The sequence below is a fragment of the Microbacterium paraoxydans genome (assembly GCF_019056515.1).
In the GTDB taxonomy this organism is placed as follows: Bacteria; Actinomycetota; Actinomycetes; order Actinomycetales; family Microbacteriaceae; genus Microbacterium.
In genome coordinates this window covers 1,787,611-1,812,641 of sequence record NZ_CP064873.1, presented here as the reverse complement: position 1 = coordinate 1,812,641, position 25,031 = coordinate 1,787,611, and the positions used below count along the sequence as shown (strand labels likewise).

Annotated in this window: 29 protein-coding genes and 4 tRNA genes; 20 read left to right on the top strand and 13 right to left on the bottom strand. The window is 70.4% G+C overall.

From position 1 onward, the window contains the following. Positions 1-14: 14 nt before the first annotated feature. Positions 15-908 carry a sulfurtransferase gene (locus IZR02_RS08665; RefSeq protein ID WP_025103554.1) on the bottom strand — a complete coding sequence of 298 codons (894 nt, stop codon included), beginning with the start codon at positions 906-908 and terminating at the stop codon, positions 15-17. 144 nt (positions 909-1,052) lie between these two features. Here IZR02_RS08665 and zapE point away from each other — a divergent pair, with 144 nt between their 5' ends. The 4 genes from zapE to IZR02_RS08645 all read left to right on the top strand — a co-directional run bounded on the left by zapE (position 1,053) and on the right by IZR02_RS08645 (position 4,546). Next, positions 1,053-2,090: a cell division protein ZapE gene (gene zapE / locus IZR02_RS08660; RefSeq protein WP_025103553.1), complete on the top strand. Its 1,038-nt coding sequence runs from the start codon at positions 1,053-1,055 to the stop codon at positions 2,088-2,090. A 134-nt stretch (positions 2,091-2,224) separates the two neighbouring features. Next, positions 2,225-3,463, top strand: a complete 1,239-nt coding sequence (locus tag IZR02_RS08655; protein ID WP_025103552.1) for an ammonium transporter — start codon at positions 2,225-2,227, stop codon at positions 3,461-3,463. A gap of 19 nt (positions 3,464-3,482) precedes the next feature. Then, positions 3,483-4,076: a type II toxin-antitoxin system PemK/MazF family toxin gene (locus tag IZR02_RS08650; RefSeq protein ID WP_025103551.1), complete on the top strand. Its 594-nt coding sequence runs from the start codon at positions 3,483-3,485 to the stop codon at positions 4,074-4,076. An 83-nt stretch (positions 4,077-4,159) separates the two neighbouring features. Then, on the top strand, positions 4,160-4,546 hold the full coding sequence (locus tag IZR02_RS08645; protein ID WP_025103550.1) for an SPW repeat domain-containing protein: 387 nt from the start codon (positions 4,160-4,162) through the stop codon (positions 4,544-4,546). A 60-nt stretch (positions 4,547-4,606) separates the two neighbouring features. On the opposite strand, the gene IZR02_RS08640 is transcribed toward IZR02_RS08645, so the two are convergent. Next, a complete protein-coding gene (locus tag IZR02_RS08640; protein ID WP_153244978.1) occupies positions 4,607-4,780 on the bottom strand; it encodes a hypothetical protein in 174 nt (57 codons plus the stop codon). Between the two features lie 111 nt (positions 4,781-4,891). After that, complete coding sequence (locus tag IZR02_RS08635) at positions 4,892-5,317, bottom strand: GIY-YIG nuclease family protein (RefSeq protein WP_025103549.1); 426 nt, start codon at positions 5,315-5,317, stop codon at positions 4,892-4,894. A gap of 103 nt (positions 5,318-5,420) precedes the next feature. Between IZR02_RS08635 and IZR02_RS08630 the strand changes: the two genes are divergently transcribed. Continuing rightward, complete coding sequence (locus tag IZR02_RS08630; protein WP_025103548.1) at positions 5,421-6,386, top strand: TIGR03885 family FMN-dependent LLM class oxidoreductase; 966 nt, start codon at positions 5,421-5,423, stop codon at positions 6,384-6,386. After that, positions 6,383-8,047: an alpha-amylase family protein gene (locus IZR02_RS08625; protein WP_217316378.1), complete on the top strand. Its 1,665-nt coding sequence runs from the start codon at positions 6,383-6,385 to the stop codon at positions 8,045-8,047. The genes IZR02_RS08630 and IZR02_RS08625 overlap by 4 nt, the downstream gene beginning before the upstream one ends. A 52-nt stretch (positions 8,048-8,099) precedes the next feature. On the opposite strand, the gene IZR02_RS08620 is transcribed toward IZR02_RS08625, so the two are convergent. Beyond that, positions 8,100-8,172, bottom strand: a tRNA-Val gene (locus tag IZR02_RS08620). A gap of 151 nt (positions 8,173-8,323) precedes the next feature. On the opposite strand from IZR02_RS08620, the gene IZR02_RS08615 reads away from it, so the two are divergent. The 5 genes from IZR02_RS08615 to IZR02_RS08595 all read left to right on the top strand — a co-directional run bounded on the left by IZR02_RS08615 (position 8,324) and on the right by IZR02_RS08595 (position 9,650). Continuing rightward, positions 8,324-8,396: transfer RNA gene (locus IZR02_RS08615), tRNA-Gly, on the top strand. Positions 8,397-8,448: 52 nt separating this feature from the next. Then, positions 8,449-8,519, top strand: a tRNA-Cys gene (locus tag IZR02_RS08610). 27 nt (positions 8,520-8,546) lie between these two features. Continuing rightward, a tRNA-Val gene (locus tag IZR02_RS08605) sits at positions 8,547-8,621 on the top strand. Between the two features lie 206 nt (positions 8,622-8,827). Then, positions 8,828-9,148: a hypothetical protein gene (locus IZR02_RS08600; RefSeq protein ID WP_025103546.1), complete on the top strand. Its 321-nt coding sequence runs from the start codon at positions 8,828-8,830 to the stop codon at positions 9,146-9,148. A 172-nt stretch (positions 9,149-9,320) separates the two neighbouring features. Next, positions 9,321-9,650 (top strand): DUF7882 family protein, encoded by a 330-nt coding sequence (locus IZR02_RS08595; protein ID WP_025103545.1) that lies wholly within the window; start codon positions 9,321-9,323, stop codon positions 9,648-9,650. Between the two features lie 76 nt (positions 9,651-9,726). Here the strand turns inward: IZR02_RS08595 and IZR02_RS08590 are convergent, their stop codons facing one another. Further along, complete coding sequence (locus tag IZR02_RS08590) at positions 9,727-10,200, bottom strand: DUF4383 domain-containing protein (protein WP_025103544.1); 474 nt, start codon at positions 10,198-10,200, stop codon at positions 9,727-9,729. A 200-nt stretch (positions 10,201-10,400) separates the two neighbouring features. Between IZR02_RS08590 and IZR02_RS08585 the strand changes: the two genes are divergently transcribed. Then, positions 10,401-10,895, top strand: coding sequence for a DUF6098 family protein (locus tag IZR02_RS08585; protein ID WP_231729437.1), 495 nt, complete (start codon positions 10,401-10,403; stop codon positions 10,893-10,895). Beyond that, positions 10,892-11,644: an MBL fold metallo-hydrolase gene (locus IZR02_RS08580; protein ID WP_029989313.1), complete on the top strand. Its 753-nt coding sequence runs from the start codon at positions 10,892-10,894 to the stop codon at positions 11,642-11,644. Before IZR02_RS08585 ends, IZR02_RS08580 begins: the two co-directional genes overlap by 4 nt. A gap of 10 nt (positions 11,645-11,654) precedes the next feature. On the opposite strand, the gene IZR02_RS08575 is transcribed toward IZR02_RS08580, so the two are convergent. The 6 genes from IZR02_RS08575 to IZR02_RS08550 form a co-directional block, all read right to left on the bottom strand. Next, positions 11,655-12,881, bottom strand: a complete 1,227-nt coding sequence (locus tag IZR02_RS08575; protein WP_025103541.1) for a Dyp-type peroxidase — start codon at positions 12,879-12,881, stop codon at positions 11,655-11,657. Further along, a complete protein-coding gene (locus tag IZR02_RS08570) occupies positions 12,881-13,411 on the bottom strand; it encodes a copper chaperone PCu(A)C (RefSeq protein ID WP_025103540.1) in 531 nt (176 codons plus the stop codon). The genes IZR02_RS08575 and IZR02_RS08570 overlap by 1 nt, the downstream gene beginning before the upstream one ends. Before the next feature lie 11 nt (positions 13,412-13,422). After that, the gene (locus IZR02_RS08565; RefSeq protein ID WP_025103539.1) at positions 13,423-14,043 is read right to left on the bottom strand and encodes a copper resistance CopC family protein; all 621 of its coding nucleotides are present in this window, start codon (positions 14,041-14,043) and stop codon (positions 13,423-13,425) included. A gap of 14 nt (positions 14,044-14,057) precedes the next feature. Beyond that, the gene (locus tag IZR02_RS08560; protein WP_025103538.1) at positions 14,058-14,762 is read right to left on the bottom strand and encodes a hypothetical protein; all 705 of its coding nucleotides are present in this window, start codon (positions 14,760-14,762) and stop codon (positions 14,058-14,060) included. A gap of 61 nt (positions 14,763-14,823) precedes the next feature. Continuing rightward, a complete protein-coding gene (locus IZR02_RS08555) occupies positions 14,824-16,173 on the bottom strand; it encodes a cryptochrome/photolyase family protein (RefSeq protein WP_025103537.1) in 1,350 nt (449 codons plus the stop codon). Further along, a complete protein-coding gene (locus IZR02_RS08550) occupies positions 16,170-16,547 on the bottom strand; it encodes a DoxX family protein (RefSeq protein WP_025103536.1) in 378 nt (125 codons plus the stop codon). Before IZR02_RS08550 ends, IZR02_RS08555 begins: the two co-directional genes overlap by 4 nt. 50 nt (positions 16,548-16,597) lie before the next feature. On the opposite strand from IZR02_RS08550, the gene IZR02_RS08545 reads away from it, so the two are divergent. The 3 genes from IZR02_RS08545 (at position 16,598) to IZR02_RS08535 (ending at position 19,582) form a co-directional block, all read left to right on the top strand. Next, positions 16,598-16,957 carry a YnfA family protein gene (locus tag IZR02_RS08545; RefSeq protein ID WP_025103535.1) on the top strand — a complete coding sequence of 120 codons (360 nt, stop codon included), beginning with the start codon at positions 16,598-16,600 and terminating at the stop codon, positions 16,955-16,957. A 121-nt stretch (positions 16,958-17,078) separates the two neighbouring features. Continuing rightward, positions 17,079-19,031, top strand: a complete 1,953-nt coding sequence (gene thrS, locus IZR02_RS08540) for a threonine--tRNA ligase (RefSeq protein WP_231729614.1) — start codon at positions 17,079-17,081, stop codon at positions 19,029-19,031. Beyond that, positions 19,028-19,582: an HIT family protein gene (locus IZR02_RS08535; protein ID WP_025103533.1), complete on the top strand. Its 555-nt coding sequence runs from the start codon at positions 19,028-19,030 to the stop codon at positions 19,580-19,582. Before thrS ends, IZR02_RS08535 begins: the two co-directional genes overlap by 4 nt. Positions 19,583-19,701: 119 nt before the next feature. Here the strand turns inward: IZR02_RS08535 and pdxY are convergent, their stop codons facing one another. Beyond that, on the bottom strand, positions 19,702-20,553 hold the full coding sequence (pdxY, locus tag IZR02_RS08530; protein ID WP_025103532.1) for a pyridoxal kinase PdxY: 852 nt from the start codon (positions 20,551-20,553) through the stop codon (positions 19,702-19,704). Positions 20,554-20,599: 46 nt separating this feature from the next. Further along, positions 20,600-21,907: an aminotransferase class I/II-fold pyridoxal phosphate-dependent enzyme gene (locus IZR02_RS08525; RefSeq protein WP_217316377.1), complete on the bottom strand. Its 1,308-nt coding sequence runs from the start codon at positions 21,905-21,907 to the stop codon at positions 20,600-20,602. A gap of 89 nt (positions 21,908-21,996) precedes the next feature. Here IZR02_RS08525 and pdxS point away from each other — a divergent pair, with 89 nt between their 5' ends. The 4 genes from pdxS to ruvC all read left to right on the top strand — a co-directional run bounded on the left by pdxS (position 21,997) and on the right by ruvC (position 25,031). Then, on the top strand, positions 21,997-22,890 hold the full coding sequence (pdxS, locus tag IZR02_RS08520; RefSeq protein ID WP_025103530.1) for a pyridoxal 5'-phosphate synthase lyase subunit PdxS: 894 nt from the start codon (positions 21,997-21,999) through the stop codon (positions 22,888-22,890). After that, on the top strand, positions 22,880-23,470 hold the full coding sequence (pdxT, locus tag IZR02_RS08515) for a pyridoxal 5'-phosphate synthase glutaminase subunit PdxT (RefSeq protein ID WP_025103529.1): 591 nt from the start codon (positions 22,880-22,882) through the stop codon (positions 23,468-23,470). The genes pdxS and pdxT overlap by 11 nt, the downstream gene beginning before the upstream one ends. 169 nt (positions 23,471-23,639) lie before the next feature. Then, the gene (locus IZR02_RS08510) at positions 23,640-24,401 is read left to right on the top strand and encodes a YebC/PmpR family DNA-binding transcriptional regulator (RefSeq protein WP_025103528.1); all 762 of its coding nucleotides are present in this window, start codon (positions 23,640-23,642) and stop codon (positions 24,399-24,401) included. 45 nt (positions 24,402-24,446) lie between these two features. Continuing rightward, the gene (gene ruvC / locus IZR02_RS08505; RefSeq protein ID WP_025103527.1) at positions 24,447-25,031 is read left to right on the top strand and encodes a crossover junction endodeoxyribonuclease RuvC; all 585 of its coding nucleotides are present in this window, start codon (positions 24,447-24,449) and stop codon (positions 25,029-25,031) included.

Here is a 25,031-nt window from a genome sequence, read left to right as displayed (position 1 = left end):
GCCATTCTCCCACCTCAGACGGTGCCGGGCTCCGTGCCCGTGACGATCGGGACGCGCACCGCGCTGCCCCACTCGGTCCACGAGCCGTCGTAGTTGCGGACGTTCTCGAAGCCGAGGAGGTGCTTCAGCACGAACCACGTGTGGCTCGAGCGCTCCCCGATGCGGCAGTAGGCCACGACGTCGTCGCCGTCCTGCAGCCCGGCGCCGTCCCGGTAGATGGCGTCGAGTTCCGCACGGCTCTTGAAGCCGCCGTCCTCGGCGACCGCCTTCGCCCACGGCACGCTCTGCGCGGTGGGGATGTGGCCGGCCCGCAGCGTCCCCTCCTCCGGGTAGGCGGGAGCCGTGGTCCGCTCGCCGCTGTACTCCTCCGGCGAGCGCACGTCGATGAGCGGGTTGCCGAGGTGGGCGAGCACGTCCTCCTTGTAGGCGCGGATGGCCGTGTCGTCCCGCTCCACCACCGGGTACTCCGTGGCGGGGCGGTTCGTCGCCTCGCGGGTGAGCTCGCGGCCCTCCGCGATCCAGCGGTCACGACCGCCGTCGAGGAGGCGCACGTCCTCGTGGCCGAAGAGGGAGAACACCCAGAGCGCGTAGGCGGCCCACCAGTTGTTCTTGTCGCCGTAGATCACGACCGTGTCGTCGCGGGCGATGCCCTTGCGGCTGAGCAGCTCGGCGAAGCCCTCGCCGTCGACGTAGTCCCGCACCACCGGGTCGTTCAGCTCGGTGTGCCAGTCCACCTTCACCGCTCCGGGGATGTGGCCCGTCTCGTAGAGGAGGACGTCCTCGTCCGACTCGACGACCACGAGGCCGGGCTCTCCCAGGTGGGCGGCGAGCCACTCGGTCGTCACCAGGCGGCCGGGCTCGGCGTACTCGGCGAACTTGGGGGAGGAGGAGTCGAACTCGATGGCCATGGGGTCTCCGTAGCGGTGAGCGGGCGAGCGTGCGGTGCGGACGGCGTAGTGTGGATCCGTCCCTTCGACGATAGATCCTCCGCGCGCCCCCGGGACCCGATCCGTAAGACTTCGACACAGGCCGTTGCCTGATTCAGGACCGTGATGACCGACCCGACCACCCGCACCGGAACCGTCCACCTCACCGAGCGCACGCCGACGGTCAGCGGACCCGAGATGCTCGCGAGCCTCGTGCCGCCGCCGCAGTTCGACGACGCCACGTTCGACAGCTACCGGGCGGACCCCGCGTACCCGTCCCAGGAGGAGGCGAAGCAGACGCTGCTCCGCTTCGCAGGACGCGGCGCTCCCGTCAAGCGCGGCGGTCTGTTCAGCCGGGCCAAGAAGGAGCCGGAGCTCAAGCCCGGCGTCTACCTCGACGGCGGCTTCGGCGTGGGCAAGACCCATCTGCTCGCCTCGATCTACCACGCGATGCCGGCGCGACGGAAGTACTTCGGCTCGTTCATCGAGTACACCGCCCTGGTGGGTGCCCTCGGCTACAAGAACACCGTGGACCTCCTGAAGGGCGCCGATCTGCTCTGCATCGACGAGTTCGAGCTCGACGACCCGGGCGACACCATGGTCATGACGCGCCTGCTCGGGGAGCTCGTGCCCACCGGCACCCGGCTCGCGGCCACATCCAACACGCCGCCGAACGCGCTCGGCGAGGGGCGCTTCGCCGCGCAGGACTTCCTGCGCGAGATCCACGCGATGTCGGACAGCTTCCAGACCCTGCGCATCGACGGCGTCGACTTCCGGCAGCGCGCGATCGACGGTCACGCCGTGGCGCTGGACGATGCCGCCTACAGCGCCGCCGTGGACGCCGCCGCGGCGGACGGCGCCGTCTCTGACGACGCGTTCGACGACCTCATCCGGCACCTGGCGCAGGTGCACCCCTCGCGCTACATCCGGCTCATCGACGGCCTGCACCGGGTGGGGCTGCGGGGCGTGCGCCAGCTCACCGACCAGTCCGAGGCCCTGCGGTTCGTCGCCTTCGTCGACCGCGTCTACGACGCCCAGATCCCGATCCTCGCGACGGGCCTCGGGCTCGACGCCGTGTTCTCCGACGAGATGCTCGCCGGCGGCTACCGCAAGAAGTACCTGCGCGCCATCTCCCGGCTCAACGCGCTCACGCATTCTGCGTAAGCCCGCAGGCCCGCGTAACGCGATGTTCACACGCGGAGCCGGGCTGTAACCGCGGGGAAACAAACCTCACGCATGGGCGAAATCGCCCGTGGTCACACTGAAGCTCTCAACTACTTCGGATGTGAGGTTTTCCTATGGATGCTCCCGGCAACATCTCGTGGGCGATCACCGCGACGGCACTGGTGCTGCTCATGACCCCCGGCGTCGCGTTCTTCTACGGCGGTCTCGTCAAGGCGAAGAGCGTCGTCAGCATGATGATGATGAGCTTCGGCTCGATCGGACTCGTCGCCGTGCTGTGGATTCTCTTCGGCTTCTCGATGAGCGCCGTGGACAGCCCGACGGCCTTCGCGGGCAACCCGTTCGCGGACATCGGCCTGTCCAGCCTCGCCTCGGGTGAGGGGTCGAACGTCGCCCTCCTCAGCGTCGCGTACGGCGCCACCTTCGCGATCATCACCGTCGCCCTCATCTCCGGGGCGATCGCCGATCGGGCGAAGTTCGGCAGCTGGCTGATCTTCGCGGGCGTCTTCGCCACGGTCGGCTACTTCCCGGTCGCCGCCTGGGTCTGGGGCGGTGGCTGGATCATGAACCTCGGCACCACCCTGTTCGGCGAGGACAGCGGCATCGGCGTGATCGACTACGCCGGCGGCACCGCGGTGCACATCAACGCGGGCGCCGCGGCGCTGGCCCTCGCCCTGGTGCTCGGCAAGCGCATCGGCTTCCAGAAGGGCATCCTCAAGCCGCACAACGTGCCGCTGACGCTGCTGGGCGCCGCCCTGCTGTGGTTCGGCTGGTTCGGCTTCAACGCCGGTGCGGAGTGGCTCGCCGAGGACATGGGCGGCGTCGGCCTCATCGGCCTGAACACGCTCGGCGCGACGGCGGCGGCGATCCTCGGCTGGATCCTCATCGAGCGCATCAAGGACGGCAAGCCCACCTCCGTCGGAGCCGCCTCCGGTGCGGTGGCGGGTCTCGTGGCGATCACCCCGGCGTGCGCCAACCTCACCCCCGGGTGGTCCCTCCTGCTCGGCGCGGTCGCCGGCATCGTCTGCGCCCTCGCGGTGGAGCTGAAGTTCCGCCTCGGGTTCGACGACTCGCTCGACGTGGTCGGCATCCACCTCGTCGGCGGTCTCATCGGCACCGTGTACCTCGGCTTCTTCGCCACCGGCACCGGCCTCTTCGTCGGCGGCGACGCCCGTCAGCTCGCCGTCCAGGTGATCGCCGCCGCCGGCGTGCTGATCTACTCCTTCGTGGTCGCCTGGGTGATCGGCTTCGTGATCCAGAAGACGATCGGGTTCCGCATCACGAACGAGGACGAGATCGCCGGTGTCGACCAGGTCGTCCACGGCGAGGAGGGCTACGCACTCGCGAACGCGTAACGACGGTTAGGGTGACCGTGTGGGCACGACCAGCAACGGCATCCTGAAGACACTCGCGGATCTCCTGCGCCGAGCAGTGGGCTCCCCCCGGGCGTCGCGGACCTCTCCCGGTCCGCGGCGCCCGGACGCGCGTCTGCGGACGGCCGAGGAGCGCGAGCGGCGGTCGGCATCGGATGCCGGCGTCGAGCCGGGACGCGCCCGCGGCACCGAGACCGTGCGGCTCGACGCCGGGCGCATGCCGGCCGTCCGTGTGTCCTACGCGCCGCAGCGGGACGGGGCCCCGGATGCGGGCGAGGTCGTCTGGACCTGGGTGCCGTACGAGGAGAACGACGGCCGAGGCAAGGACCGACCGGTGCTGGTGATCGGGCGGCAGTCCTCCGAGCGGGTGTACGCGGTGCGGATGACCAGCCGGCCGCACGACGGCGACCGCGACTACCTCTCGATCGGGAGCGGGGAGTGGGACGGGCAGGGCCGCGAGTCCTGGGTCGACATCGAACAGCTCTACAGCGTCCACGAGCGTGGTCTCCGCCGGGAGGCAGCGGCCCTGGACCGTACCCGGTACGCCCGGGTCGCTGCGGCGCTCCAGCGGCGATACGGGTGGGCACAGAGCTGAGGCGGATGCCGCGTTCCCATCCGATGAGGGCAGGGCTCCGAACCTACCTGTGAGTCGCCGCCGGCGGCACCCAAGGAGGAATCATGCGTTTCATCCCGACCAAGGTCCATGGAGTTCTCGACTACGTCGTCGGAATCGCTCTGATCGCCGCGCCCTGGCTCTTCGGCTTCGCCGGCATGGGCGGAGCCCCCGTCGTCATCCCGATCGTCCTCGGCGTCGGCCTCATCGTCTACAGCCTCTTCACGAAGTACGAGTGGGGTCCGTTCGGTCTGATCCCCATGCCCGTGCACCTCGTCTTCGACATCGTCGCGAGCCTCTTCCTCGCCCTGTCGCCGTGGCTGTTCGGCTTCGCGGGCGAGGCGCTGAATGTCTGGCTCCCGCATGTCGTCGTCGGTGCCGCCGTCATCGTCGTCGTGCTGTTCTCCCAGCCGCAGCCGCAGAGCACCCGCGGACGCGCCGCGACTGCCTGACGCCGGACACGACGAGGGGCGACCGGATGCCGATCCGGTCGCCCCTCGTCGTCGCGAGGACTACTCCTCGTCGTCGGCCTCGGCCTGATGCTCCTGCTGCTGCTCGGTGTCGACCTGGGCGGGAGGCAGATCCTGCAGGAACTGGCGGTCGCTGTTCGGGTCGCCGCTCCCGTCGCCGGCGAGCGGATCCTGCGCGCTGACGTCGTCGGCGGGGATGTTCTCTCGTCCGTTCATGTCCGGTCCTCTCACGCGGGGCGCCGGGTGCGCCCGTTCATCGGCGAGTCTGCCTGCCGTCCGCGAAGGACGGGATCCCCTGGTGCGATCCGGCGCGTGGTGATAGGCGGCTCAGCCCCGGAGAGCGGCGCTGAGCCAGCGGGCGTACTGGTGCCAGGGGTCGCCGTCCTGCTGCAAGCGGGCGATGTGAGCGCGGATCTCGGGCGTCAGGGTGAACCACTCGCCGCCTTCGCGCGCGGAGGCGAACTCGCGGTGACGCTGCTGTTCGCGCACCCGGTCGCCCCGTTCGAAGGCGAGGAGCTCGTCATGACGGATGCTCGCGAGTCTGCGCCGTGGCTGCCTGCTCGTGCCGATCTTCACCCTGCGGTCGTACCGGAGGTAGTACACGACGTCGATCCGCGGGAACGGCAGGTCGGGGTCGGGGGAGTCTCCGTAGCGCCAGCCGCAGAGCGCGCAATGCCAGGCATCGTCCGTCCGCAGCCCGGTGACACCGCCGCAGAGCGGGCAGGGTCCGGGGAGAAGGCGGGGTTTCGGCACCGGTGCAGCCTACGTCCGCCCTCGGACATCGGCCGTACCTGCCAGTACCCGGCGCTTCTGTCAACCACTGCCGTGGGGCGTCGTCGCTTGCCAGACTCGGCCTATGGTCTTCATCGGATTCCACGCCTCCCATGAGCAGATCCCGCCCAGCGCCTTGCTCGACGCGGTCGTCAGCGCGGAGTGGGCCGGCTTCGACGGGGCGATGTGCTCCGATCACCTGGCCCCGTGGCTGCCCGAGCAGGGGGAGTCGGGATTCGCGTTCAGCTGGATCGCCGCGGCGCTGGCCCGCACCCGCTTCCCGATCGGCATGGTCAACGCGCCGGGACAGCGATACCACCCGGCGATCGTCGCACAGGCCTTCGGGACGCTGGAGGAGATGTTCCCCGGACGGTTTTGGGCCGCGCTCGGCAGCGGGGAAGCCATGAACGAGCACGTGACCGGCGACGTCTGGCCCGCCAAGGACGTCCGGAACGCGCGGTTACGCGAGAGCGTGGACGTGATCCGCCGGCTGCTGGCCGGAGAGGAGGTCGACCATGACGGTCTCGTGCGCGTGCACCGCGGGCGGATCTGGACCCGACCGGCGCAGCCGCCACCCCTCTTCGCCACCGCCGTCAGCCCGGAGACCGCGGAGTGGGCGGCCGGGTGGGCGGACGGGCTCGCGACCGTCGCCCAGGAGCCGTCCGCGCTCCGGAGGGTGGTCGAGGCCTACCGCTCCGCCGGGGGACAGGGGCCGTGCATCCTGCAGACCCACGTGAGCTGGGGCGCCGACGATGCCGAGGCCTACGCGACCGCGAAGGAGCAGTGGCGGCAGGGCGTCGTCACCCCGCCGCTCGCGTGGAACATCGAGCAGCCGGAGGACTTCGACGCGGCGGTGGGCGAGGTCGACGAAGCGGGGCTGCGCAAGGCGGTCCTCGTCGATCATGACGCCCGTTCCCTCGCGGGACGACTGGCGGAGCTCGTCGGTGTCGGCTTCGACCGGATCTATCTGCACCACGTCGGTCGGGAGCAGACCGGGTTCCTGAAGGCGGCCGCGTCCGAGATCCTGCCCGCCCTGAGGGAGCGCACATGAAGATCACCGACACGAGCGACCTGTGGTGGAAGACGGCCGTCGTCTACTGCCTCGACGTGGAGACCTTCCTGGACGGGGACGGCGACGGCGTCGGCGACCTCCGCGGCCTCGCGCAGCGGATCGACTATCTGGCACAGCTGGGCGTGACGTGCCTGTGGCTCATGCCGTTCTACCCCTCGCCTGACCTCGACGACGGCTACGACGTCAGCGACTTCTACGGCGTGGACCCTCGCCTGGGGACCCACGGCGACCTCGTGGAGGTGATCCGCACCGCCCGTGACCGCGGCATCCGCGTGATCGTCGACCTCGTCGTCAACCACACCTCCGACCGTCACCCGTGGTTCCGCGCGGCGCTCCGGAGCGTCGACTCGCCCTATCGCGACTACTACGTCTGGCGGGACGATGCACCGCCGAAGGGCCAGAAGAACACGGTGTTCCCCGGGCAGGCCGACGGGATCTGGACGAAGGACGACAAGTCGGGGCAGTGGTACCAGCACAGCTTCTACGAGCACCAGCCCGACCTCAACATCGCCAACCCCGTGGTCCGAGATGAGATCGCGAAGGTGATCGGGTTCTGGCTGCAGCTCGGCGTCTCGGGGTTCCGGGTCGATGCGGTGCCGTTCCTCCTCGAGGTCCCGAAGACGTCCGACCTCCCCGACCCGCACGAGCTGCTGCGCGACATGCGGCGCTTCCTGCAGCGGCGGTCCAGTGAGGCGATCCTGCTGGGCGAGGTCAACCTGCCGTACGAGGAGCAGCGGGCGTACTTCGGGGGTGCGGACGGCGATGAGCTGACCATGCAGTTCGACTTCGTGGCGATGCAGGCGCTCTATCTGTCGCTCGCCCGCCGCGATCCCGCGCCGCTCGTCGAGGCGCTCACGGCCCGCCCGGTCCTCGGGCCCGAGGTGCAGTGGGCGAACTTCCTCCGGAACCACGACGAGCTCACCCTCGACAAGCTGAGCGACGCCGAGCGCCAGGAGGTCTTCGAGGCCTTCGCGCCGGACGAGCGGCAGCGGGTGTTCGGGCGCGGGATCACCCGACGCCTCCCGCCGATGCTGGAAGGCGATCCCCGGAGGATCCGGATGGCCTACAGCCTGCTCTTCACCCTCCCCGGAACCCCGGTGCTGTTCTACGGCGAGGAGATCGGGATGGGCGAGAACATCGCCATCGAGGGGCGGCAGGCCGTGCGCACCCCGATGCAGTGGTCGGCGGATCGCAACGGCGGCTTTTCCGATGCGCGTCCCTCCCGGCTGGTCGCGCCGGTGCCGACGGACGGGTACGCGCCCACGCACGTGAACGCCGCCGCGCAGCTCGAGGACCGGGGATCGTTGCTGCACTTCATCCGCGACCTGACCGCGCGCTACCGGGTGTCGCCCGAGCTCGGGTGGGGGATGTTCCGCGTCATCGACCAGCCGCAGGACGCCCTGCTGGTGCACTCCCTGGAGGCGGATGTCGGGCGCACGATCGCCGTCCACAACTTCGCGGAGCGGCCGGCGACGACGCGGTTCCGACTGGGGGAGGAGCCCGCGGGCACGACCCTGGTCGACCTCCTCGACGCGCGGCGCGTGCCCCTCGACGACGACGGCGGGGTGGAGCTGGAGCTTCCCGCGTACGGCTATCGGTGGCTGCGGGTCTCGCGACCGGGGGACGGCAGGGTCCTGTGACCGGTGGAAACACCGAAGGCCCCGGATGATCGGGGCCTTCGGAGGGATTCTGTGGGCGATACCGGACTCGAACCGATGACCTCTTCCGTGTGAAGGAAGCGCGCTACCAACTGCGCCAATCGCCCATACCCGCGGGGTACGTCAACCGATACTACCCGACCCGCGAGCGCCTCGATGACCAGTCGGGGAGACACGCGCGAGATTCGCCACGGGTTTGGCGGAGCGCGGATCATCGGCTAATGTTTCATAAGTGCCCGGGACAACCGGGAACGAAATGCGGATGTAGCGCAGTTGGTAGCGCACAACCTTGCCAAGGTTGGGGTCGCGAGTTCGAGTCTCGTCATCCGCTCGAGTGCAGTAGATCTTCTCGAAGATCGGCGGCACGTGGGGTCAATCCACACGGTGGCGTGGCCGAGCGGCTAGGCACCGGCCTGCAAAGCCGTTTACACGGGTTCGAATCCCGTCGCCACCTCACGGGAAAACTGAATAGCCCCAACGGGCGCGATTGGCGCAGCGGTAGCGCGCTTCCCTGACACGGAAGAGGTCACTGGTTCGATCCCAGTATCGCGCACCACCTGAAACCCCCGGTTCTGCCGGGGGTTTTTTCTTGCCCGCGGGGCATCCTTCCCCCGCGCGGGGTCGCAGATCCGCGCGAGGTCGCAGTCTCACGGCGGAGCCCTGCGACCTCGGTGCGAATCTGCGTGTCTGCGCCCTCGGGATCGAGTTCGAAGATGTGTTCGAGTATCGGTATCCTGGAAGAGGCCGGAGGAAGGAGCCGGTGTGGGGAACTCGGGTCGCGCGCTCTCCGCGTACAACGACATGCGGTCGCAGCATCAGGCCATCGAGGCCGCCGCACGCCGCGGCCCCCTGCAGTCCCTGTCCGATCGCGAGCTCGCCTTGCGCGAGTCCGCCGTCACCGTCTATCCGCACGCGCTCCAGCGGCGGGTGCGGGCGTGGGTGCGGTTCGGCCCGGAGGCGATCCGCGTGGAGGCCAAGGTCGTCCGCTCCACTCCGCTCGCGGCGGGCATAGAGTTCCGTGCCGGCGAGCGCACCTACCGCTGCTGGGTCTGGGGGAATGCCGTGCAGCCGGCGGAGGGGTGACCGGGGAATGGACACCGCTCGCACGAACTGTTCGTTTCCTGTCCGCACAACGGTGTCTTCGTCTTCCCGGGTGCGGTGCCGGTGACAGGGTGGACGGACATCACCACCGGCGATCGACGATCGCACCTCCGTGGGACGAGACCTCGTGGCGATCATCTCAGGAAGGGCGGACATGGGCAGATTCATCTACGACGGAAGCACCAAGGTCGAGGTCGAGGACCGCGCGCTGCGGCATCTGCAGCTGGTGATGACCGCGAAGCTGCGGCGGGGCGAGCCCTTCCCGTACACCTGGAAGGAGGACGCCAGCGTCGGGGGCGGACGGATCACCGTCTGGCTCCACGCCGGGAGTTCTATGGTGTTCAAGTACGTCGGCAGCCGCCAGCCGGAGATCAACCGCGCCTGGGTCGACGCGCTGGCGTACACGGCGAACTCGCCGAGCGGCCTGTATCTCGTGCCGGAGCCGGCCGGGAGAGCCGTCACCGGCAACCTGGACCTGTCGTAGGGCACGGGACGGCGACAGACGGGACGCCCCCTCCGCGAGACGAGGAGGAGGCGTCCCGTCTGGGGTGCACCGAGTGTCAGACGCGCGCGGTGCCTGCGCCGTTCCGCGGGACGCGCGGCTCTCGACTGACGAAGATGCCCAGCAGCACCATGCCGATCGCGAGACCGAGGTGGAGCCAGTTGTCGGCGTTGTTCACCGGCAGGAAGTTCAGCTGCTCGTTGCCGACCGCGACGAGGCCGTACAGCCAGACGACGAGGTACGCGAGCCCGCCGATGATGAGGTAGAGGCGGGAGGCGCGCGGCGAGGCGGCGAGCGCGATGCCCGCGACGGCGAACAGCAGGTGCACGACGTTGTGCAGGACCGAGACCTGGAAGAGGCCGAGGAGCAGGGCCTCCGATGCTGCTCCGGCTCCGTGCAGGTGTTCGGCCGAGTGGGTCAGGCCCGGGATGAAGCCGGCGATACCGACGATGAGGAAGACGATGCCGACGATCAGCGCCGTCTTCTGGATCGGTGTCTCGGCGTAGCGGGTAGTGCGGGTGGTGTCGCTCATGATCCCCTCCAAGGTGGGTGCGGTTGCCCGAAGGTAGAACCCCTGGGTGCGGGCTGAGAGGGCATTGACGCGGCGGAAGCGGCGCGGTAACTTCTCGCGCGTCCGCGTCCGCGTCCGCGGTCGCTCCGGCGATGATGAGCTCCAAGCCCGGATTGTCAATCCCCCTCGGCGTCGTCACGGCCGCTTCTTACGCTCAGCCCATGACCGACGCCGCTCTCGACCGCACCTGCGGCACCTCGACCGATCGCGACGCTGCGACCGGGCTGCGACGCATCGACCACCTGGCGCAGCTGGCCGCGGTCGTCCGCGCATGCCCCGGTCTGCATGTCCGCTACTCCGAGGGACCGGACGCGGACGCCCGCCGCTCCAGCGTCGACACCGAGAGCGGACTGGAGCTCCCCGGGCTCTCCGTCAATCCTCTCGACGCCGAGCGGTGGTGGACGCGTCCCCTGGAGGACTGGCTGGCGCGCCAACTCTGCCAGTACCGGCACCTCGCCGAGCAGGATCCGCAGCGCATCGCCTGGGTCCTCCGGGGCGAGCACTGCGGCCGCGGCCCGGACTGCGAGCCGCTGCTGACGGACGTGGAGCCGATCGCCGTGATCGGCGCACACGTGCTGCTCGAGGCCAGGGAGCGGTACGAGCGCAACTTCGATGCGGGGCGCGGGCCCGCCGACGACGAGGAGGACCGGGGATGAGCAGAGGGCGGCAGTGGACGGAGGTCGTTCCCGGCTTCTTCAGCATCAGCGTGGCGGACGTCAACTGCTACCTCGTGCAGACCGCGGACGGGCTGACGCTGTTCGATGCGGGACTGCCGCGCAGCAGGGGCGTGCTGCGCGACCTGCTCGGTCACCTCGCGGCGAAAGAGACAGACATCGATGCGGTCGTCCTGACGCACGGGCACTTCGACCACGTCGGTGTCGCGTGCGGGCTGCACGAGGAGGGGGTCTCCGTGTTCGTCCACCCTCGCGACGCACACCTGGCTCGTCATCCGTACAGCTACCGTCCGGCCTCACCGCGCGTCCCCTACGTGCTCACCCATCCGCGGGGGATCCCGACCATCACCCGGATGGCACTCGCCGGAGCGCTGAACGTCCGGGGCGTCGAGGCGCAGCCGCGCGTGCGGCACGAGCATCCGATCGATACCCCAGGCACCCCGATCGCGCTGTGGACTCCCGGGCACACGGAAGGGCACTGCGCATACCTGTTCGAGGAGTCCGGGGTGCTCATCGCCGGCGACGCCCTCGTGACGCTCGACCCGTACACCGGCGAGACCGTGCCCCAGATCGTCGCCAGGGCGGCCACGGCCGACACCACCGAAGCGATGGATTCGTTGGATACTCTTGCCCGGACGAGCGCGCGAGTCGTCCTGACCGGCCACGGAGAACCCATCCTGGACGGTGTGGGGCCCGCGGTCGCTGCGGCGCGGCGACGCGGACCCCACTGACTGCTCGGCCTCAGTCGAGCAGCGTCTCCCCGATGTAGCCGCCCTCCGCACATCCCGGGGGTACGGCGAACACGGCGGATCCGATCGGGACGGTCCACTCGTTGAGCAGGTCGAGCTCGTCGAGCCGTTGCTGCATGGGGACGAACTGCCGCGCGACGTCGGCCTGGAACGCGGCGAAGAGCAGCCCGGATTCGGAGACGCCGCCTCCGGCCGGGCGCTCGTCGTAGTTGTACGCCCGTCGGAAGATGCGCTCCGTCCCGTCCCCGCGTGCGCGCCGGATGTGCGCGAACGCCGGGATGACGGGGAACCCGATGGCCGTCGTCGCGTCGAAGTCCGGCTCGTCGAACTCCGACGTCCCCGTGAGCGGCCCACCGTCGCGGAGCGTCCGCCCCACCGAGGCCTCGCGGCCCCCGCGATCCAGGCGGTCCCAGGCGTCGAGGTCCATGCGGATGCGGCGCAGGACCATGCCCGTGCCGCCGGCCAGCCAGCCGTCCTCACTCCAGACCACCCGGTCGAAGTCGTCCGTCCCCGGCTGCGGATTGCTCGTGCCGTCGACCTGGCCGAAGAGATTGCGCATGGTCGTGCCCGGTCGCTCTGTGCCGTGTGCCCGGCGGAAGCCCTGCTGGATCCATCGCACGGTCGCGAAGCCGCGCGCGTCCTTCAGGAGCATGCGCTGCGCGTGCGCGACGGTCAGAGGGTCGTCGGCGGCGAGCTGGAGGAGCAGGTCCCCATCCGAGAACTCCGGCTGCAGGCGGTCCACGCGGAAGGCGGGCAGCGGAGCGAGCCAGGACGGACTGCTGTTGCCGGCCCGTGCCACGAGAGTCGGGCCGAAGCCGAACGTGACGGTCAACCGGGCCGGGGCGAGTGCGAGCTCCGGCTCCGAGTCCGCGAGCGCCGATCGTCCCTGGGTGAGCCGCGCCGCGTCGTCCGTGAGGATACGCAGGAGCCGGCGGAGTCCGTCGCGGTCGACCTCCGGCCGGAGGTCGAGCGCCACGAACGAGCCGTGCGCCTGGGCAGGGGTGTCGATCCCGGCCTGATGGACACCGTGGAACGGGACTGTGAGGGAGCCGTTGAGCGGTGCGGGGGCCGCGGGAGCCTCCGTGTCCGCTCGCGTGAGGGCGAGGTCGGCCCCGACCGCGACGGCGGCGCCGACACCGGCGACAGCCCCTCCGAGGAGGAACTGCCGCCGGGTCGAGCCGGTGCGGCCGGTGCGCGCGCCCGAGACGCGCGCGGCCATCAGTGGTCCATGCCCTCGTGGTCGTCGGCGCCGTCGTAGTTCTCGTTCGCGCCGGAGTAGTCCTTCACCGGCGCGGCGAACTCGAACGTGGAGTCGTCCGACAGGGTGACGGTGAAAGCGACCTCGTCACCGGCTTCCAGAGGCTCGGAGAGGTCCATCATCATGATGTGATTCCCCCCGGGCTCGAGGGCGAGGCTGCCGCCGGCGGGGACGACGAAACCCCCGGCGATCTCCCGCATGACCATCTCTCCGGCCTCGTTCTCCACGGTCTCGTGCAGCTCGATCATCGGCGAGGCGGCGGAGGCGACCGATGTCACCGTCACGTCCTCCTCGCCCTCGTTGACGAGCACGCCGAAAGCCGCGGACATGCCGTCGTCGGCGGCCTTGACCCAGGCGTCGTCGATCCGGAGATCGTCACCGGCGGGGGCGCTGGTCGGTGTCTCGGCTGTGGGCGCGGTGCACCCGGTGAGCGCGACGAGCGAGAGGACGATCGCCGCGCCGAGGCGGGGGAGGGAAGTGCGAATGTTCATGATGATGCCTTTCAGGAGTTCTCTGCCGTGTCGTCGCCGGATTCCGGCGGCACGGCGGCCGCGCGACGGCGGCGGAGGATGAGGAGGAGGGCGAAGGCGGCGACGGCGAGTGCCGCGCCCGCCCCGCCGACGAGCAGGACCCGGACCGGGCCGCCCGTCTCGTCTGCGTTCTGATCCGATGCGGTCGACGATCCGCCCGTGGCGGACGCGGTCGGCTCCGGGTTCCCTGTCGACTCCAGCGGAACGGTGTCTCCGACGGCGAAGGGGATGACCCCCGCGATCGGGTGCCCGTCCTCGGAGACGACCTGCCAGCGCACCTGGTACCCGCCGTCCGGCATGTCGGGCAGGAGGGCAGCGGTGACGTTCCGTCCGCGCACCTCCACCTCGCCCGTCGCCCAGTCCTCGCCCTCCGCGTCGACGACGAGGACGACGGCCCCGGCGGTCGACTCGTCGAGGACGAGGAGCTCGCCCGAGAACGTCATCGTGACGCTGACGGGCGCGGTGTCGAGCCGTTCCCCGTCGGCGGGGCTGCTCTCGATGAGTTGGTCATGGGCGGTCGCCGGCGCCGCCGTCGCGAGGATCGCGACAGCCGCCAGCACCGCCCCGACCGCGAATCTGCGGACAGGGGACATGGAAGAGCCTCTCTTCAGACGTCGCCGAGCGACGCGGGTACCTGCGTTCGGACGCGCGCGTCACCGGGGACGGCGCGAGGACGCACCGCACGGCGGGAGGCCGCGGGCGCGGATGAGAGCGCGGGGAGAGAGGGCGGGGCGCGCCCGAGAAGCGGAGTGAGGAGGCGAAGACCGCGGCCCGCCGGCACGAGGAAGAGCCCGGCGAGGCGGAACGGAGAAGCAGCGGCGCGCGGGGCGAGCGTCGCGTCCGCACGCCGACGCACCCAGCGGACCAGTCGGACGGCGAGAGCGCGCAGGGTGAGGAGCAGCCGCTCCCCGCGGTGGAGCGCCGTCACGGTGAGGAGGGCGGCGAGGGCGTGCCCGAGCCACATCGAGGCGTCGGCGGTCGCGACGACGGCCGTGCCCTCGGCCGCGGGGAGCACGAGCGGAGCGCCGTGCACGTGACGGAGAGCCACGCCGGACGCGCTGACCGTGCCGAGCACGAAGAGCACGTGGAAGAGGAACTGGCTCACAGCCACCGAGAGGGTGAGACGGGTGAGGGAGAGCGTCCGTCCGGCGAGGAGCACGCTCACCATGAAGGCGAACAGCCAGGGCACCAGGATGCCCAGAGGGCCCGGCATCTCTCCGCCGCCGCTCACGTGACCGGCGAGAGCCACGAAGATCGCGAGCGACGAGGTCGCGAAGCCCCGCACGACGGCGGGCTTGCGGGACGGGCTCACGGGCACCAGTCTGCCATGCGGCGGCCGTCGCCGCGGGCATGAGCCGGGCGTGAGCCGGGCGTCAGCTCCGCGGTGCTCCGGAGCGCTTCACGACGTCGTAGGCCGCGAGCGCTGCCTTGCGGGTCTCGCCGAGGTCGACGATCGGCTCGGTGGGGGCGTCTGCGGCCCAGCGCCCCACGTACTGCCCCTCGCCGTCGAACTTCTTGGCCTGCAACTCCGGGTTGAACACGCGGAAGTACGGGGCGGCGTCGGCGCCGGAACCCGCGACCCACTGCCAGTTGAACGGGTTGCTCGCGTCGTCGGCGTCCACCAGCGTGTCCCAGAACCACTCCTCGCCGAGGCGCCAGTCGATGAGGAGGTTCTTGACGAGGAACGATGCGGCGACCATCCGCACCCGGTTGTGCATGTACCCGGTGTGCCAGAGCTCCCGCATCCCCGCGTCGACGAGGGGGACTCCGGTTTCGCCGTGCTGCCACCGCTCCAGGCGTGCGGGGTCCAGGGGAGGCCACGGGAACGCGTCGAACTCGCGCCGCAGGTTCTTCGTCGCGAGATCCGGGAAGTGGAACAGCGTGTGCCAGGCGAACTCGCGCCAGCCGATCTCCGAGAGGAATCCGCCGGCCCCGTCGACGTCGATCGCCTCGTGCCACACGGTGAAGGGGCTGAGCTCGCCCCAGCGCAGTCGCGGAGACAGCCGGGAGGTGGCACCGGCGGCCGGGGCGTCGCGAGCGCGATCGTACGTGCGGAGGTCCTCGCCGAGAAAGTGCCGCAGCCGGCGGCGTGCGGCGGGCTCGCCGGGCTCCCACGTCTCGCGGAGTCCGCCCGCCCAGTCCGGGGCGGTCGGCAGCAGGCCCCAGTCGTCGAGCGGATCGGAGCGGAGCCGCCGGCCGGCGCCGCGAAGCTCGCGGGGCTCGGGGAGCGGAGCGCGCGGGGCCGGAAGGGCCAGACAGGCCCGCCAGAACGGCGTGAAGACGGAATAGTGCGTGCCGCTCCCGGTGGTGACCGTCCACGGCTCGTGCAGGAGCGACCCCGCGAAAGACGCGACCTGGAGGCCGTCGTCGCGCAGCGTCGCCTTCAGCCCCGCGTCGATCTCGCGCCCGGCCGCCCCGTAGCGGCGGTTCCAGAAGACCGCTCCGGCGCCCGACTCGGCGACCAGCTCCCGCACGATCCGGTCGGCGGGCCCGTGCCGCAGCACCAGCGTCGCCCCCTTCTCCTGCAGCCGCTCGGCGAGCGAGGCCAGCGAATGGTGCAGCCACCAGCGCGCCGCGCCGCCCAGCGGACGGATGCCGGGGGACTCCTCGTCGAGGACGAAGAGCGCGATGATCGGTTCGTCGCGCTCGACGGCGGCACGCAGCGCGGGGTTGTCCGCCAGGCGGAGATCGTCGCGGAACCAGACGATCGAGGGCGACGTCATCGGGTCGCCCACAGCGCCCAGGCGACCAGCAGCGGCTGCAGGAACAGGCGGCCGAACCGCCGCCGGTCCGTGTCGAGCCCCGGCGTCGATCGCCCGGTGCGCCACTGATGCCAGTTGCCGGGGAAGACCGCGGCGAAGAAACCGGCCGTCGCCACTCCCATCCGACGGCGCTCGCGGGGCAGCGCCACCAGCCCCGCCGCGAGCGCGACCTCGGCCGCACCGGACGCCAGGACGATCGCGTCCTTGTCCATCCGGGTGAGGCGGGTCGCCCAGTCGGGCACGACGACCCGGAACCCGCGTGTCTGCGTGAAGTGCAGCACGCCCATCGCGCCGAGGGCGAGAGCGAGGAGCCAGCGGGCGATCGTCCGTGTCATGCGCCCACGCTACCGTCCCCGTCGGACGCCGTGCCTGCCACACTGAGGCGATGACCGTGCTGCGCATCACCGTCCTCTTCCTCCTCGCCGCCATCGCCGAGATCGGCGGCGCCTGGCTCATCTGGCAGGCGGTGAAGGAGGAGAGGGGCTGGTTGTTCGCGGTCCTCGGGGTCATGGCGCTCGGCGCCTACGGATTCATCGCGGCTCTCCAGCCGGATGCGAACTTCGGCCGCGTCCTGGCCGCGTACGGCGGGATCTTCATCGCCGGCTCCCTCGCCTGGGGCGTCATCGTCGACGGATTCCGCCCCACGTCGTGGGACGTGATCGGCTCCGTGGTGGCGCTGGCCGGGGCGGCGATCATCATCTTCGCGCCGACGGTCGCGGATCCGCTGTCCGAGACCGCCGCGTGACGGTCGGCGACCCGCGAGCGGACGAGTAGCCTAGATCCAGACCCAGATGGAGTGATCAGTGCCTGAAAACGCCCAGCCGACCGACGGCTTCGCCCTGTTCTCTGACCGAAACGTCGTCGCCATGCGCGTCGGCGGCGTCCTCAAGGACCTCGCCGCGACGGTCACCGAGACCGACGACGTCGAGCCCGTCACGATCGACAGCCCCGACGGCCTGAACATCCTGCGTCACTCGACCGCGCACGTGCTGGCCCAGGCGGTGCAGCGGATCAACCCGCAGGCGAACCTCGGCATCGGTCCGCCCATCACGGACGGCTTCTACTACGACTTCGGCGTCGACACCCCGTTCACGCCGGAGGACATCAAGGCGATCTCCAAGGAGATGCAGCGCATCGTCCGCGAGGGCCAGCGCTTCGTCCGTCGCGTCGTGACGGACGAAGAGGCTCGTGCGGAGCTCGCGGACGAGCCGTTCAAGCTCGAGCTCATCGGACTCAAGGGTCCTTCGACAGGCTCAGGGACCCAGGGTGCTGCCGAGATCGCCGAGGGGGCCTCCGTCGAGGTGGGCGAGGGCGAGCTCACGATCTACGACAACACCACCCGTGACGGCGAGGTCGTCTGGAAGGACCTCTGCCGCGGTCCGCACCTGCCCAACACGCGCATGATCGGCAACGGCTGGGACCTCACCCGCATCGCCGCCGCGTACTGGCGGGGGAGCGAGAAGAACCCGCAGCTCCAGCGGATCTACGGCACCGCATGGCCGACGAAGGACGAGCTGCGCGCCTACCAGGAGCGCATCGCCGAGGCCGAGCGTCGCGACCACCGCAAGCTCGGCGCCGAGATGGACCTGTTCTCCTTCCCGGACGAGATCGGCTCGGGGCTGGCGGTCTTCCATCCCAAGGGCGGCATCATCCGCTACGAGATCGAGGAGAACCTGCGCAAGCACCTGCTGCGCAACGGCTACGACCTCGTCAACAGCCCGCACATCACGAAGAAGGATCTCTTCATGACGTCGGGGCACCTGCAGACCTACGCGGACGGCATGTTCCCCCCGATGCACCTCGACGAGGTCGTCGACGACGAGGGCAACGTCACCCGCCAGGGCCAGGACTACTACCTCAAGCCGATGAACTGCCCGTTCCACAACCTCATCTTCCGTTCGCGCGGGCGCTCCTACCGGGAGCTGCCGCTGCGTCTGGCCGAGTTCGGCACGGTCTACCGCTATGAGAAGAGCGGAACGCTGTCAGGGCTGACCCGCGTGCGCGGTCTGACCCAGGACGACGCGCACATCTACGTCGCCCAGGGCCAGGTCAAGGAGGAGCTCACCACCAACCTGAACCTCGTCCTCGACCTGCTCCGCGACTACGGCCTCAACGACTTCTACCTCGAGCTCTCGACGAACGAGGAGGGCAACCCGAAGTTCCTCGGCGAGCCCGAGCAGTGGTCGACGGCGATCGACACGCTGCGCGAGGTCGCGATCGAGTCCGGTCTCGAGCTCGTGGCCGACCCGGGCGGCGCCGCCTTCTACGGCCCGAAGATCTCGGTGCAGGCCCGCGACGCCATCGGCCGCACGTGGCAGATGTCGACGATCCAGCTCGACTTCAACCAGCCCGACCGCTTCGAGCTGGAGTACACCGGTCCCGACGGGCAGAAGCACCGGCCTGTGATGATCCACCGGGCGCTCCTCGGCTCCGTCGAGCGCTTCTTCGCGATCCTCCTCGAGCACTACGCCGGCGACTTCCCGCTCTGGCTCGCGCCGAGCCAGGTGGTGGGTGTGCCGGTGGCCGAGCAGTACGGCGACTACCTGGACGACGTCATCGCGCAGCTGCGCGCGGCGGGCGTGCGGGCCGACGTCGACCACTCCGACGACCGCATGCAGAAGAAGATCCGGAATCACACCACGGCGAAGGTCCCGGTCATCCTCATCGTGGGGGAGCAGGACCGCGCCGCCGGCACGGTGTCGTTCCGCTTCCGCGACGGCACGCAGGAGAACGGCGTGCCGGTGGCCGACGCGGTGCGCCGTATCAGCGCCGCCATCGCCTCGCACGCGCTGGTGTTGAAGGCGGGTGACCTCGCATGACGGGCGGTGAGGCGGACCTCGAGGACGCCTCCCGTCTCGTCGGGGTGCCCGACGAGTTCCAGCGGCTGTGGACCCCGCATCGGATGGCGTACATCCAGGCCGGGCCGGAACCACTGCGCGAGGAATGCCCGTTCTGCGAGGCGCCGAAGTACCCGGATGCCGAGCGGCTCATCGTGGCGCGTGGGGAGACCGCCTACGTGCTGCTGAACCTGTTCCCGTACAACTCGGGGCACCTGCTCGTGTGCCCGTACCGGCACATCGCCACCTACGACCAGGCGACGCCCGAGGAGGTCGCGGAGATCGGTGCGCTCACGCAGACCGCGATGCGCGTGCTCCGCGAGGTCTCGGGCTGCGACGGCTTCAACCTCGGGATGAACCAGGGAGCGGTGGCCGGAGCGGGCGTGGACGCGCATCTGCATCAGCACGTGGTGCCTCGGTGGCGCTCGGACGCGAACTTCTTTCCGATCATCGCCAAGACGAAGGCGCTCCCGCAGCTCCTCGGTGAGGTGCGGGAGGCCGTCGCGGAGGCCTGGCCCGCCGCCGATCGCTGAGCCGCCTCTGGGTCGCTGAGCCGCCTCTGGGTCGCTGACCCACCTTCGACAGGCTCAGGCCCTTCGACAGGCTCAGGGACCCAAGGCGGGCCCGCTCAGGGACCCAGGTCGGGGAGGAGTCAGCGCACGTGGCGGGCGGTGAACTGCATCCGCGGGTTCGCGTAGAACTCCTGCGCCTCGACGAGCTGCAGCTCGCGCTCGCCCGAGTCGAGCGTGGCCTGAAGCAGGTCGTAGACGCTCGAGGCGGTGCGCTCCAGAGCGGTCTGCGCGCTTCCGGTGGCGACGTAGTGCGCGGTGAACAGCGCGGCCGTCACGTCTCCGGAGCCGTTGGCCTTCATCGGCAGGTGCGGCGTCTGCACGAGCCAGGCGCCCGCGTCGTCGACGGCGAGCATCTCGATCGTGCCCTCTTCGCGGTCGGGCCGCTCGACGCTCGTGACGAGCACCGTGCGCGGCCCCATCGCCCGCGCGAGGTCGACCGAGGCGAGGGTGGACTCGAGCGTGTCCGGCTCGGTCTCGGTGAGGAAGCCGAGCTCGAACTGGTTCGGCGTGATGATGTCGGCCACGGGAACCACGCGTTCGCGGAGCAGGATCGGGATGGCCGGAGCCACGAAGCAGCCGGACTTGGCGTTGCCCATGACCGGGTCGCATGCGTACAACGCCTCCGGGTTGGCCGCCTTCACCCGGGAGACCGCGTCGATGATGACGTCGCCGATGCCCTCGCTGCCCTGGTAGCCGCTGAGCACGGCGTCGATGGAACCGAACACGCCGCGTTCCTCGATGCCGGTGATGACCTCGCCGACGTCGGCCGGGTCGATCAGCGGGCCGCGCCAGGCGCCGTAGCCGGTGTGGTTCGAGAACGTCACGGTGTAGACCGGCAGCACCTCGACGCCGATGCGCTGCAGCGGGAAGACGGCGGCGGAGTTGCCGACGTGACCGTACGCGACGGCGGACTGGATGGACAGGATCTTCATACCCGGTCCCTTTCATTCTTGGCGGGGCGGTGCCCGCGTCGGGTGGTCATCGTCCGGCGGCGACGAGGTCGGCGATGAGGGTCTCCGTGTCGTCCTCGGAGAGGTCGTGCACGGTGAGTCGGAGGTGATGCGAGGGCTCGGCGCGCTCGTCGAGCGCGAAGTCGTCACCGGTGCGCGCGAGCCAGCCGCGCCGCATGAGGTGGTCGGCGACGGTGCGCGCGGGCTTCTCGAATCCGACCCACAGGCTCAGGCCGTCGGGGTCGGGCGCGTCGATCCCCTCCGCGCGCAGGCGTCCCGCGAACGCGGCGTTCCGCGCGGCGTAGTGCCGGCCCGCCTCCGCGATCTCCTCGCGGACGTCGGGGTCGGTGAGCTGGGCGAGCGTGAGGCGCTGCAGCAGGTGACTGACCCACGTGGTACCGGGGCTGAGCCGCATCGCGAGGCGCTCCGCCGTCTCCGGGTCGGTCGCCGCGAGCGCGAGGCACATGTCAGGGCCGAGGAACTTCGACACCGAGCGGACCAGGGCGAATCGCCGGTGCTCGGGTCCGATCAGCGATTCGTAGGGACGCTGGGAGAGCAGAGAGAAGTGGTCGTCCTCGATGACGAGCACATAGGGGTGGTCGGCGAGCACGCCCCGCAGCGCCTCGGCGCGGGCGGGGGAGAGGCTCACCCCCGTCGGATTCTGCGCGCGCGGGGTGCAGATGACGGCGCGGACGCCCGCGTCCAGAGCGGCGCGGAGACCGTCGACGGTCATCCCCTCCTCGTCCACCGGCACCGTGATGGCCCGGTATCCGCCCAGCCGCACGGTGTGGATGCTCGCGAGGAAGCAGGGGTCCTCGAGCGCCACGGCGTCGTCACGCATGAGCGCCTGCGCGAGCAGACGTTCCACGGCATCCACCGCACCGCTGGTCACGGTGACCCGGAAGTCGTGACCGGGGAGGTCGGCGCCCATCCACTCCCGCGCCCACGCTTCGAGACCGCGGTCGATCACCGGCTCTCCGTAGAGCACGGGACGACGACCGATCGTGCCGAGCGCCTGCGACGGGTCGGGGATGCGCGCCGGGTCAGGGTTGCCGGTGCCGATGTCGCGGAGCACGGTGTCCGGCGCGTAGCCCTCCTGCGGCACGACGTCGACGCCCGCGACGACCGTGCCCGCGCGCCCGCGCGAGTGCACGAGTCCCGCTTGGGCGAGCTGGCGATACGCGGCGACGGCGGTGTTGCGGTTGACGCCGAGCGTCGCCGCGAGCTCGCGCACGGGAGGGAGGACCTCGCCGGGACGGAGCGTGCCATGATCCCGGAGGGCGCGCACGCTGTCCGCGATCTCCGCCGCGGTGGTTCCCCTGATCTGCTCGCTCATGATCCTCCTCCGAGATTCTAGGTGGATCGGACAGTGCTACCTTTGATCTAGATCAAAACCGATTTCGGATCATCCGACAGGAGACCCCCATGACCGAGCAGCCCACCACCGGATCCGCACGCGTGAAGCGCGGTCTCGCCGAGATGCTCAAGGGGGGCGTCATCATGGACGTCGTCACCGCCGAGCAGGCGAAGATCGCCGAAGACGCCGGTGCCGTCGCCGTGATGGCGCTGGAGCGTGTCCCCGCGGACATCCGTGCGCAGGGCGGGGTCTCGCGGATGAGCGACCCGGACATGATCGACAGCATCATCGACGCGGTGTCCATCCCCGTCATGGCGAAGGCGCGGATCGGGCACTTCGTCGAGGCGCAGGTGCTGCAGGAGCTCGGCGTCGACTACATCGACGAGTCCGAGGTGCTCTCGCCCGCCGACTACGTGAACCACATCGACAAGTTCGGCTTCACCGTGCCGTTCGTCTGCGGAGCCACGAACCTGGGGGAGGCGCTGCGTCGTATCAACGAGGGCGCCGCGATGATCCGCTCCAAGGGTGAGGCCGGCACGGGTGACGTCTCCGAGGCGATGAAGCACATCCGGAAGATCCGGGGAGAGATCGCGGCGCTGACCGCGCTGCCGAAGGATGAGCTGTTCGTCGCCGCGAAGGAGCTGCAGGCACCGTACGAGCTCGTCGCGGAGATCGCCGAGACCGGGAAGCTCCCCGTGGTGCTCTTCGTCGCCGGTGGCGTCGCGACCCCGGCCGACGCGGCGATGATGATGCAGCTCGGCGCCGACGGCGTCTTCGTCGGCTCCGGCATCTTCAAGTCCGGCAACCCCGCGGAGCGGGCGAAGGCCATCGTCAAGGCCACCACGTTCTTCGACGACCCGAAGGTGATCGCCGAGGTCTCGCGCGGCCTGGGCGAGGCGATGGTCGGCATCAACGTCAGCGACCTGCCTGCGCCGCACCGCCTCGCCGAGCGTGGCTGGTAGCCCGCGCGTCGGCGTCCTCGCGCTTCAGGGGGACGTGCGGGAGCACGCCGCGCTCCTGGAAGTGCTCGGCGCCGACGTGGCGCTGGTCCGTCGGCCTGAGGAGCTCGCCCGGGTCGACGGACTCGTGATCCCGGGGGGCGAATCGACCGTGATCGACAAGCTCGCCCGGCTGTTCGGGTTGCAGCAGCCGATCCGCGACGCGATCGCGGACGGGATGCCGGTGCTCGGCACCTGCGCGGGGCTGATCCTGCTGGCCGATGAGGTCGTCGACGCGATCGACGGACAGCAGAGTTTCGGCGGACTCGATGCGGTCGTGCGGCGCAACGCGTTCGGGCGTCAGGCCGAATCGTTCGAGGCCGAGCTGACCGTGCCCGCGTTCGACGAGCCGGTGACGGCCGCCTTCATCCGCGGACCTGTCGTGGAGGCGGTCGGGCCGCAGGCCTCGGTGCTCGCGACCCTGCCCGACGGTCGCGTGGTCGGAGTGGAGCAGGACGGACTGCTCGGACTCAGCTTCCACCCGGAGATCACCAACGAGACGCGGTTCCACCGACGCTTCCTCGACCGGGTCTCGCGCCGCTGACGGTGTCGTGGGTCAGGCCCGCGCGCGAGATCAGGCGCGTGCGCGCGCAGGTGCCTGAACTCGCGCGAACGCCTGCGCGAGCGGGACAACAGCGGTGCCGCGGCACGGTTCGATAGACTGGACGACGCCCTGGGCGGCGTTCCGGGGCGCAGACGACGAGCGGAGACTTATGTCCGGGCATTCCAAGTGGGCCACGACCAAGCACAAGAAGGCCGTCATCGACGCGCGCCGTGCGAAGTCCTGGGCCAAGCTCATCAAGAACATCGAGGTCGCGGCCAAGCTGGGCGGCGCCGACCTGCAGGGCAACCCGACGCTCTTCGACGCGGTGCTCAAGGCGAAGAAGACCTCGGTCCCCAAGGACAACATCGACCGCGCCATCAAGCGCGGCGCCGGCATCGGCGGTGAGGCCGTCGAGTACACCTCGATCATGTACGAGGGCTACGGGCCCAACGGCGTCGCCCTCATGATCGAGTGTCTGACCGACAACAAGAACCGCGCCGCGGCCGAGGTGCGCACCGCGCTCAGCCGCAACGGCGGCACCCTCGCCGACCCGGGCAGCGTGGCGTACAACTTCAGCCGCAAGGGCGTCATCGTCGTCGGTTCCGAGGGAACGACCGAGGACGACGTCATGATGGCGGCGCTGGAGGCCGGGGCCGAGGAGATCGAGCCGCACGCCGAGGGCTTCGAGGTCATCACCGAGGCGAGCGACCTCGTGGCCGTCCGCTCCGCGCTGCAGGACGCGGGGATCGAGTACGAGTCGGCCGACGTCGAGTTCGTGCCGAACCTCAAGGTCGAGATCGACGCCGAGACCGCTCGCAAGGTGTTCCGCCTCATCGATGCGCTCGAGGACAGCGAGGACGTGCAGAACGTCTTCAGCAACTTCGATCTGTCGCCCGAGGTCCAGGCAGAGCTCGAGAACGACGACGCGTAGGCGCGGCGCGAGCCGGCGACGCGGCGCGCGGCCTAGCCTGGTCAGGTGACCACTTCGTTGCGCGTGCTCGGAATCGACCCGGGACTCACCCGGTGCGGTGTCGGCATCGTCGACGTCGATCGCGCTCGTCGGGGCACGCTCGTCCACGTCGGGGTCATCCGCTCCGCCCCGGATGCGGAGATCGGCGACCGGCTCGCGATCGTCGCTGCGGGGATCCGCGCCGCGATCGCCGAGCACCGGCCCGATGCCGTCGCGGTCGAGCGGGTGTTCGCCCAGCAGAACACGCACACGGTGATGGGCACGGCGCAGGCGAGCGGGGTCGCCCTCCTGATCGCGGCCGAGGCCGGCCTGCCGGCGGCGACCCATACGCCCAGCGAGGTGAAGGCCGCGGTGACCGGGTACGGGTCCGCCGACAAGCGCCAGGTCCAGGCGATGATCGCCCGGATCCTGCGGCTGGACGCGCCTCCGCAGCCCGCGGACGCGGCAGACGCCCTGGCGATCGCCCTGTGTCACGCCTGGCGCCGCGGCGCTCCCTCGACGAGGCGGACGGAGGGTGGCCTCACTCCCGCGCAGCGTGCCTGGGCCGACGCGGAGCGTGTCGCTCGAACATATCTACGAGCCGGCTCCTAG

Bases quoted from the DNA above. Each gene is read 5' to 3' on its own strand.
- IZR02_RS08665 (WP_025103554.1), bottom strand. From the start codon at position 908: ATGGCCATCGAGTTCGACTCCTCCTCCCCCAAGTTCGCCGAGTACGCC.
- zapE (WP_025103553.1), top strand. From the start codon at position 1,053: ATGACCGACCCGACCACCCGCACCGGAACCGTCCACCTCACCGAGCGC.
- IZR02_RS08655 (WP_025103552.1), top strand. From the start codon at position 2,225: ATGGATGCTCCCGGCAACATCTCGTGGGCGATCACCGCGACGGCACTG.
- IZR02_RS08645 (WP_025103550.1), top strand. From the start codon at position 4,160: ATGCGTTTCATCCCGACCAAGGTCCATGGAGTTCTCGACTACGTCGTC.
- IZR02_RS08640 (WP_153244978.1), bottom strand. From the start codon at position 4,780: ATGAACGGACGAGAGAACATCCCCGCCGACGACGTCAGCGCGCAGGAT.
- IZR02_RS08630 (WP_025103548.1), top strand. From the start codon at position 5,421: ATGGTCTTCATCGGATTCCACGCCTCCCATGAGCAGATCCCGCCCAGC.
- IZR02_RS08625 (WP_217316378.1), top strand. From the start codon at position 6,383: ATGAAGATCACCGACACGAGCGACCTGTGGTGGAAGACGGCCGTCGTC.
- IZR02_RS08595 (WP_025103545.1), top strand. From the start codon at position 9,321: ATGGGCAGATTCATCTACGACGGAAGCACCAAGGTCGAGGTCGAGGAC.
- IZR02_RS08590 (WP_025103544.1), bottom strand. From the start codon at position 10,200: ATGAGCGACACCACCCGCACTACCCGCTACGCCGAGACACCGATCCAG.
- IZR02_RS08585 (WP_231729437.1), top strand. From the start codon at position 10,401: ATGACCGACGCCGCTCTCGACCGCACCTGCGGCACCTCGACCGATCGC.
- IZR02_RS08580 (WP_029989313.1), top strand. From the start codon at position 10,892: ATGAGCAGAGGGCGGCAGTGGACGGAGGTCGTTCCCGGCTTCTTCAGC.
- IZR02_RS08575 (WP_025103541.1), bottom strand. From the start codon at position 12,881: ATGGCCGCGCGCGTCTCGGGCGCGCGCACCGGCCGCACCGGCTCGACC.
- IZR02_RS08570 (WP_025103540.1), bottom strand. From the start codon at position 13,411: ATGAACATTCGCACTTCCCTCCCCCGCCTCGGCGCGGCGATCGTCCTC.
- IZR02_RS08565 (WP_025103539.1), bottom strand. From the start codon at position 14,043: ATGTCCCCTGTCCGCAGATTCGCGGTCGGGGCGGTGCTGGCGGCTGTC.
- IZR02_RS08555 (WP_025103537.1), bottom strand. From the start codon at position 16,173: ATGACGTCGCCCTCGATCGTCTGGTTCCGCGACGATCTCCGCCTGGCG.
- IZR02_RS08550 (WP_025103536.1), bottom strand. From the start codon at position 16,547: ATGACACGGACGATCGCCCGCTGGCTCCTCGCTCTCGCCCTCGGCGCG.
- IZR02_RS08545 (WP_025103535.1), top strand. From the start codon at position 16,598: ATGACCGTGCTGCGCATCACCGTCCTCTTCCTCCTCGCCGCCATCGCC.
- thrS (WP_231729614.1), top strand. From the start codon at position 17,079: ATGCGCGTCGGCGGCGTCCTCAAGGACCTCGCCGCGACGGTCACCGAG.
- IZR02_RS08535 (WP_025103533.1), top strand. From the start codon at position 19,028: ATGACGGGCGGTGAGGCGGACCTCGAGGACGCCTCCCGTCTCGTCGGG.
- pdxY (WP_025103532.1), bottom strand. From the start codon at position 20,553: ATGAAGATCCTGTCCATCCAGTCCGCCGTCGCGTACGGTCACGTCGGC.
- IZR02_RS08525 (WP_217316377.1), bottom strand. From the start codon at position 21,907: ATGAGCGAGCAGATCAGGGGAACCACCGCGGCGGAGATCGCGGACAGC.
- pdxS (WP_025103530.1), top strand. From the start codon at position 21,997: ATGACCGAGCAGCCCACCACCGGATCCGCACGCGTGAAGCGCGGTCTC.
- IZR02_RS08510 (WP_025103528.1), top strand. From the start codon at position 23,640: ATGTCCGGGCATTCCAAGTGGGCCACGACCAAGCACAAGAAGGCCGTC.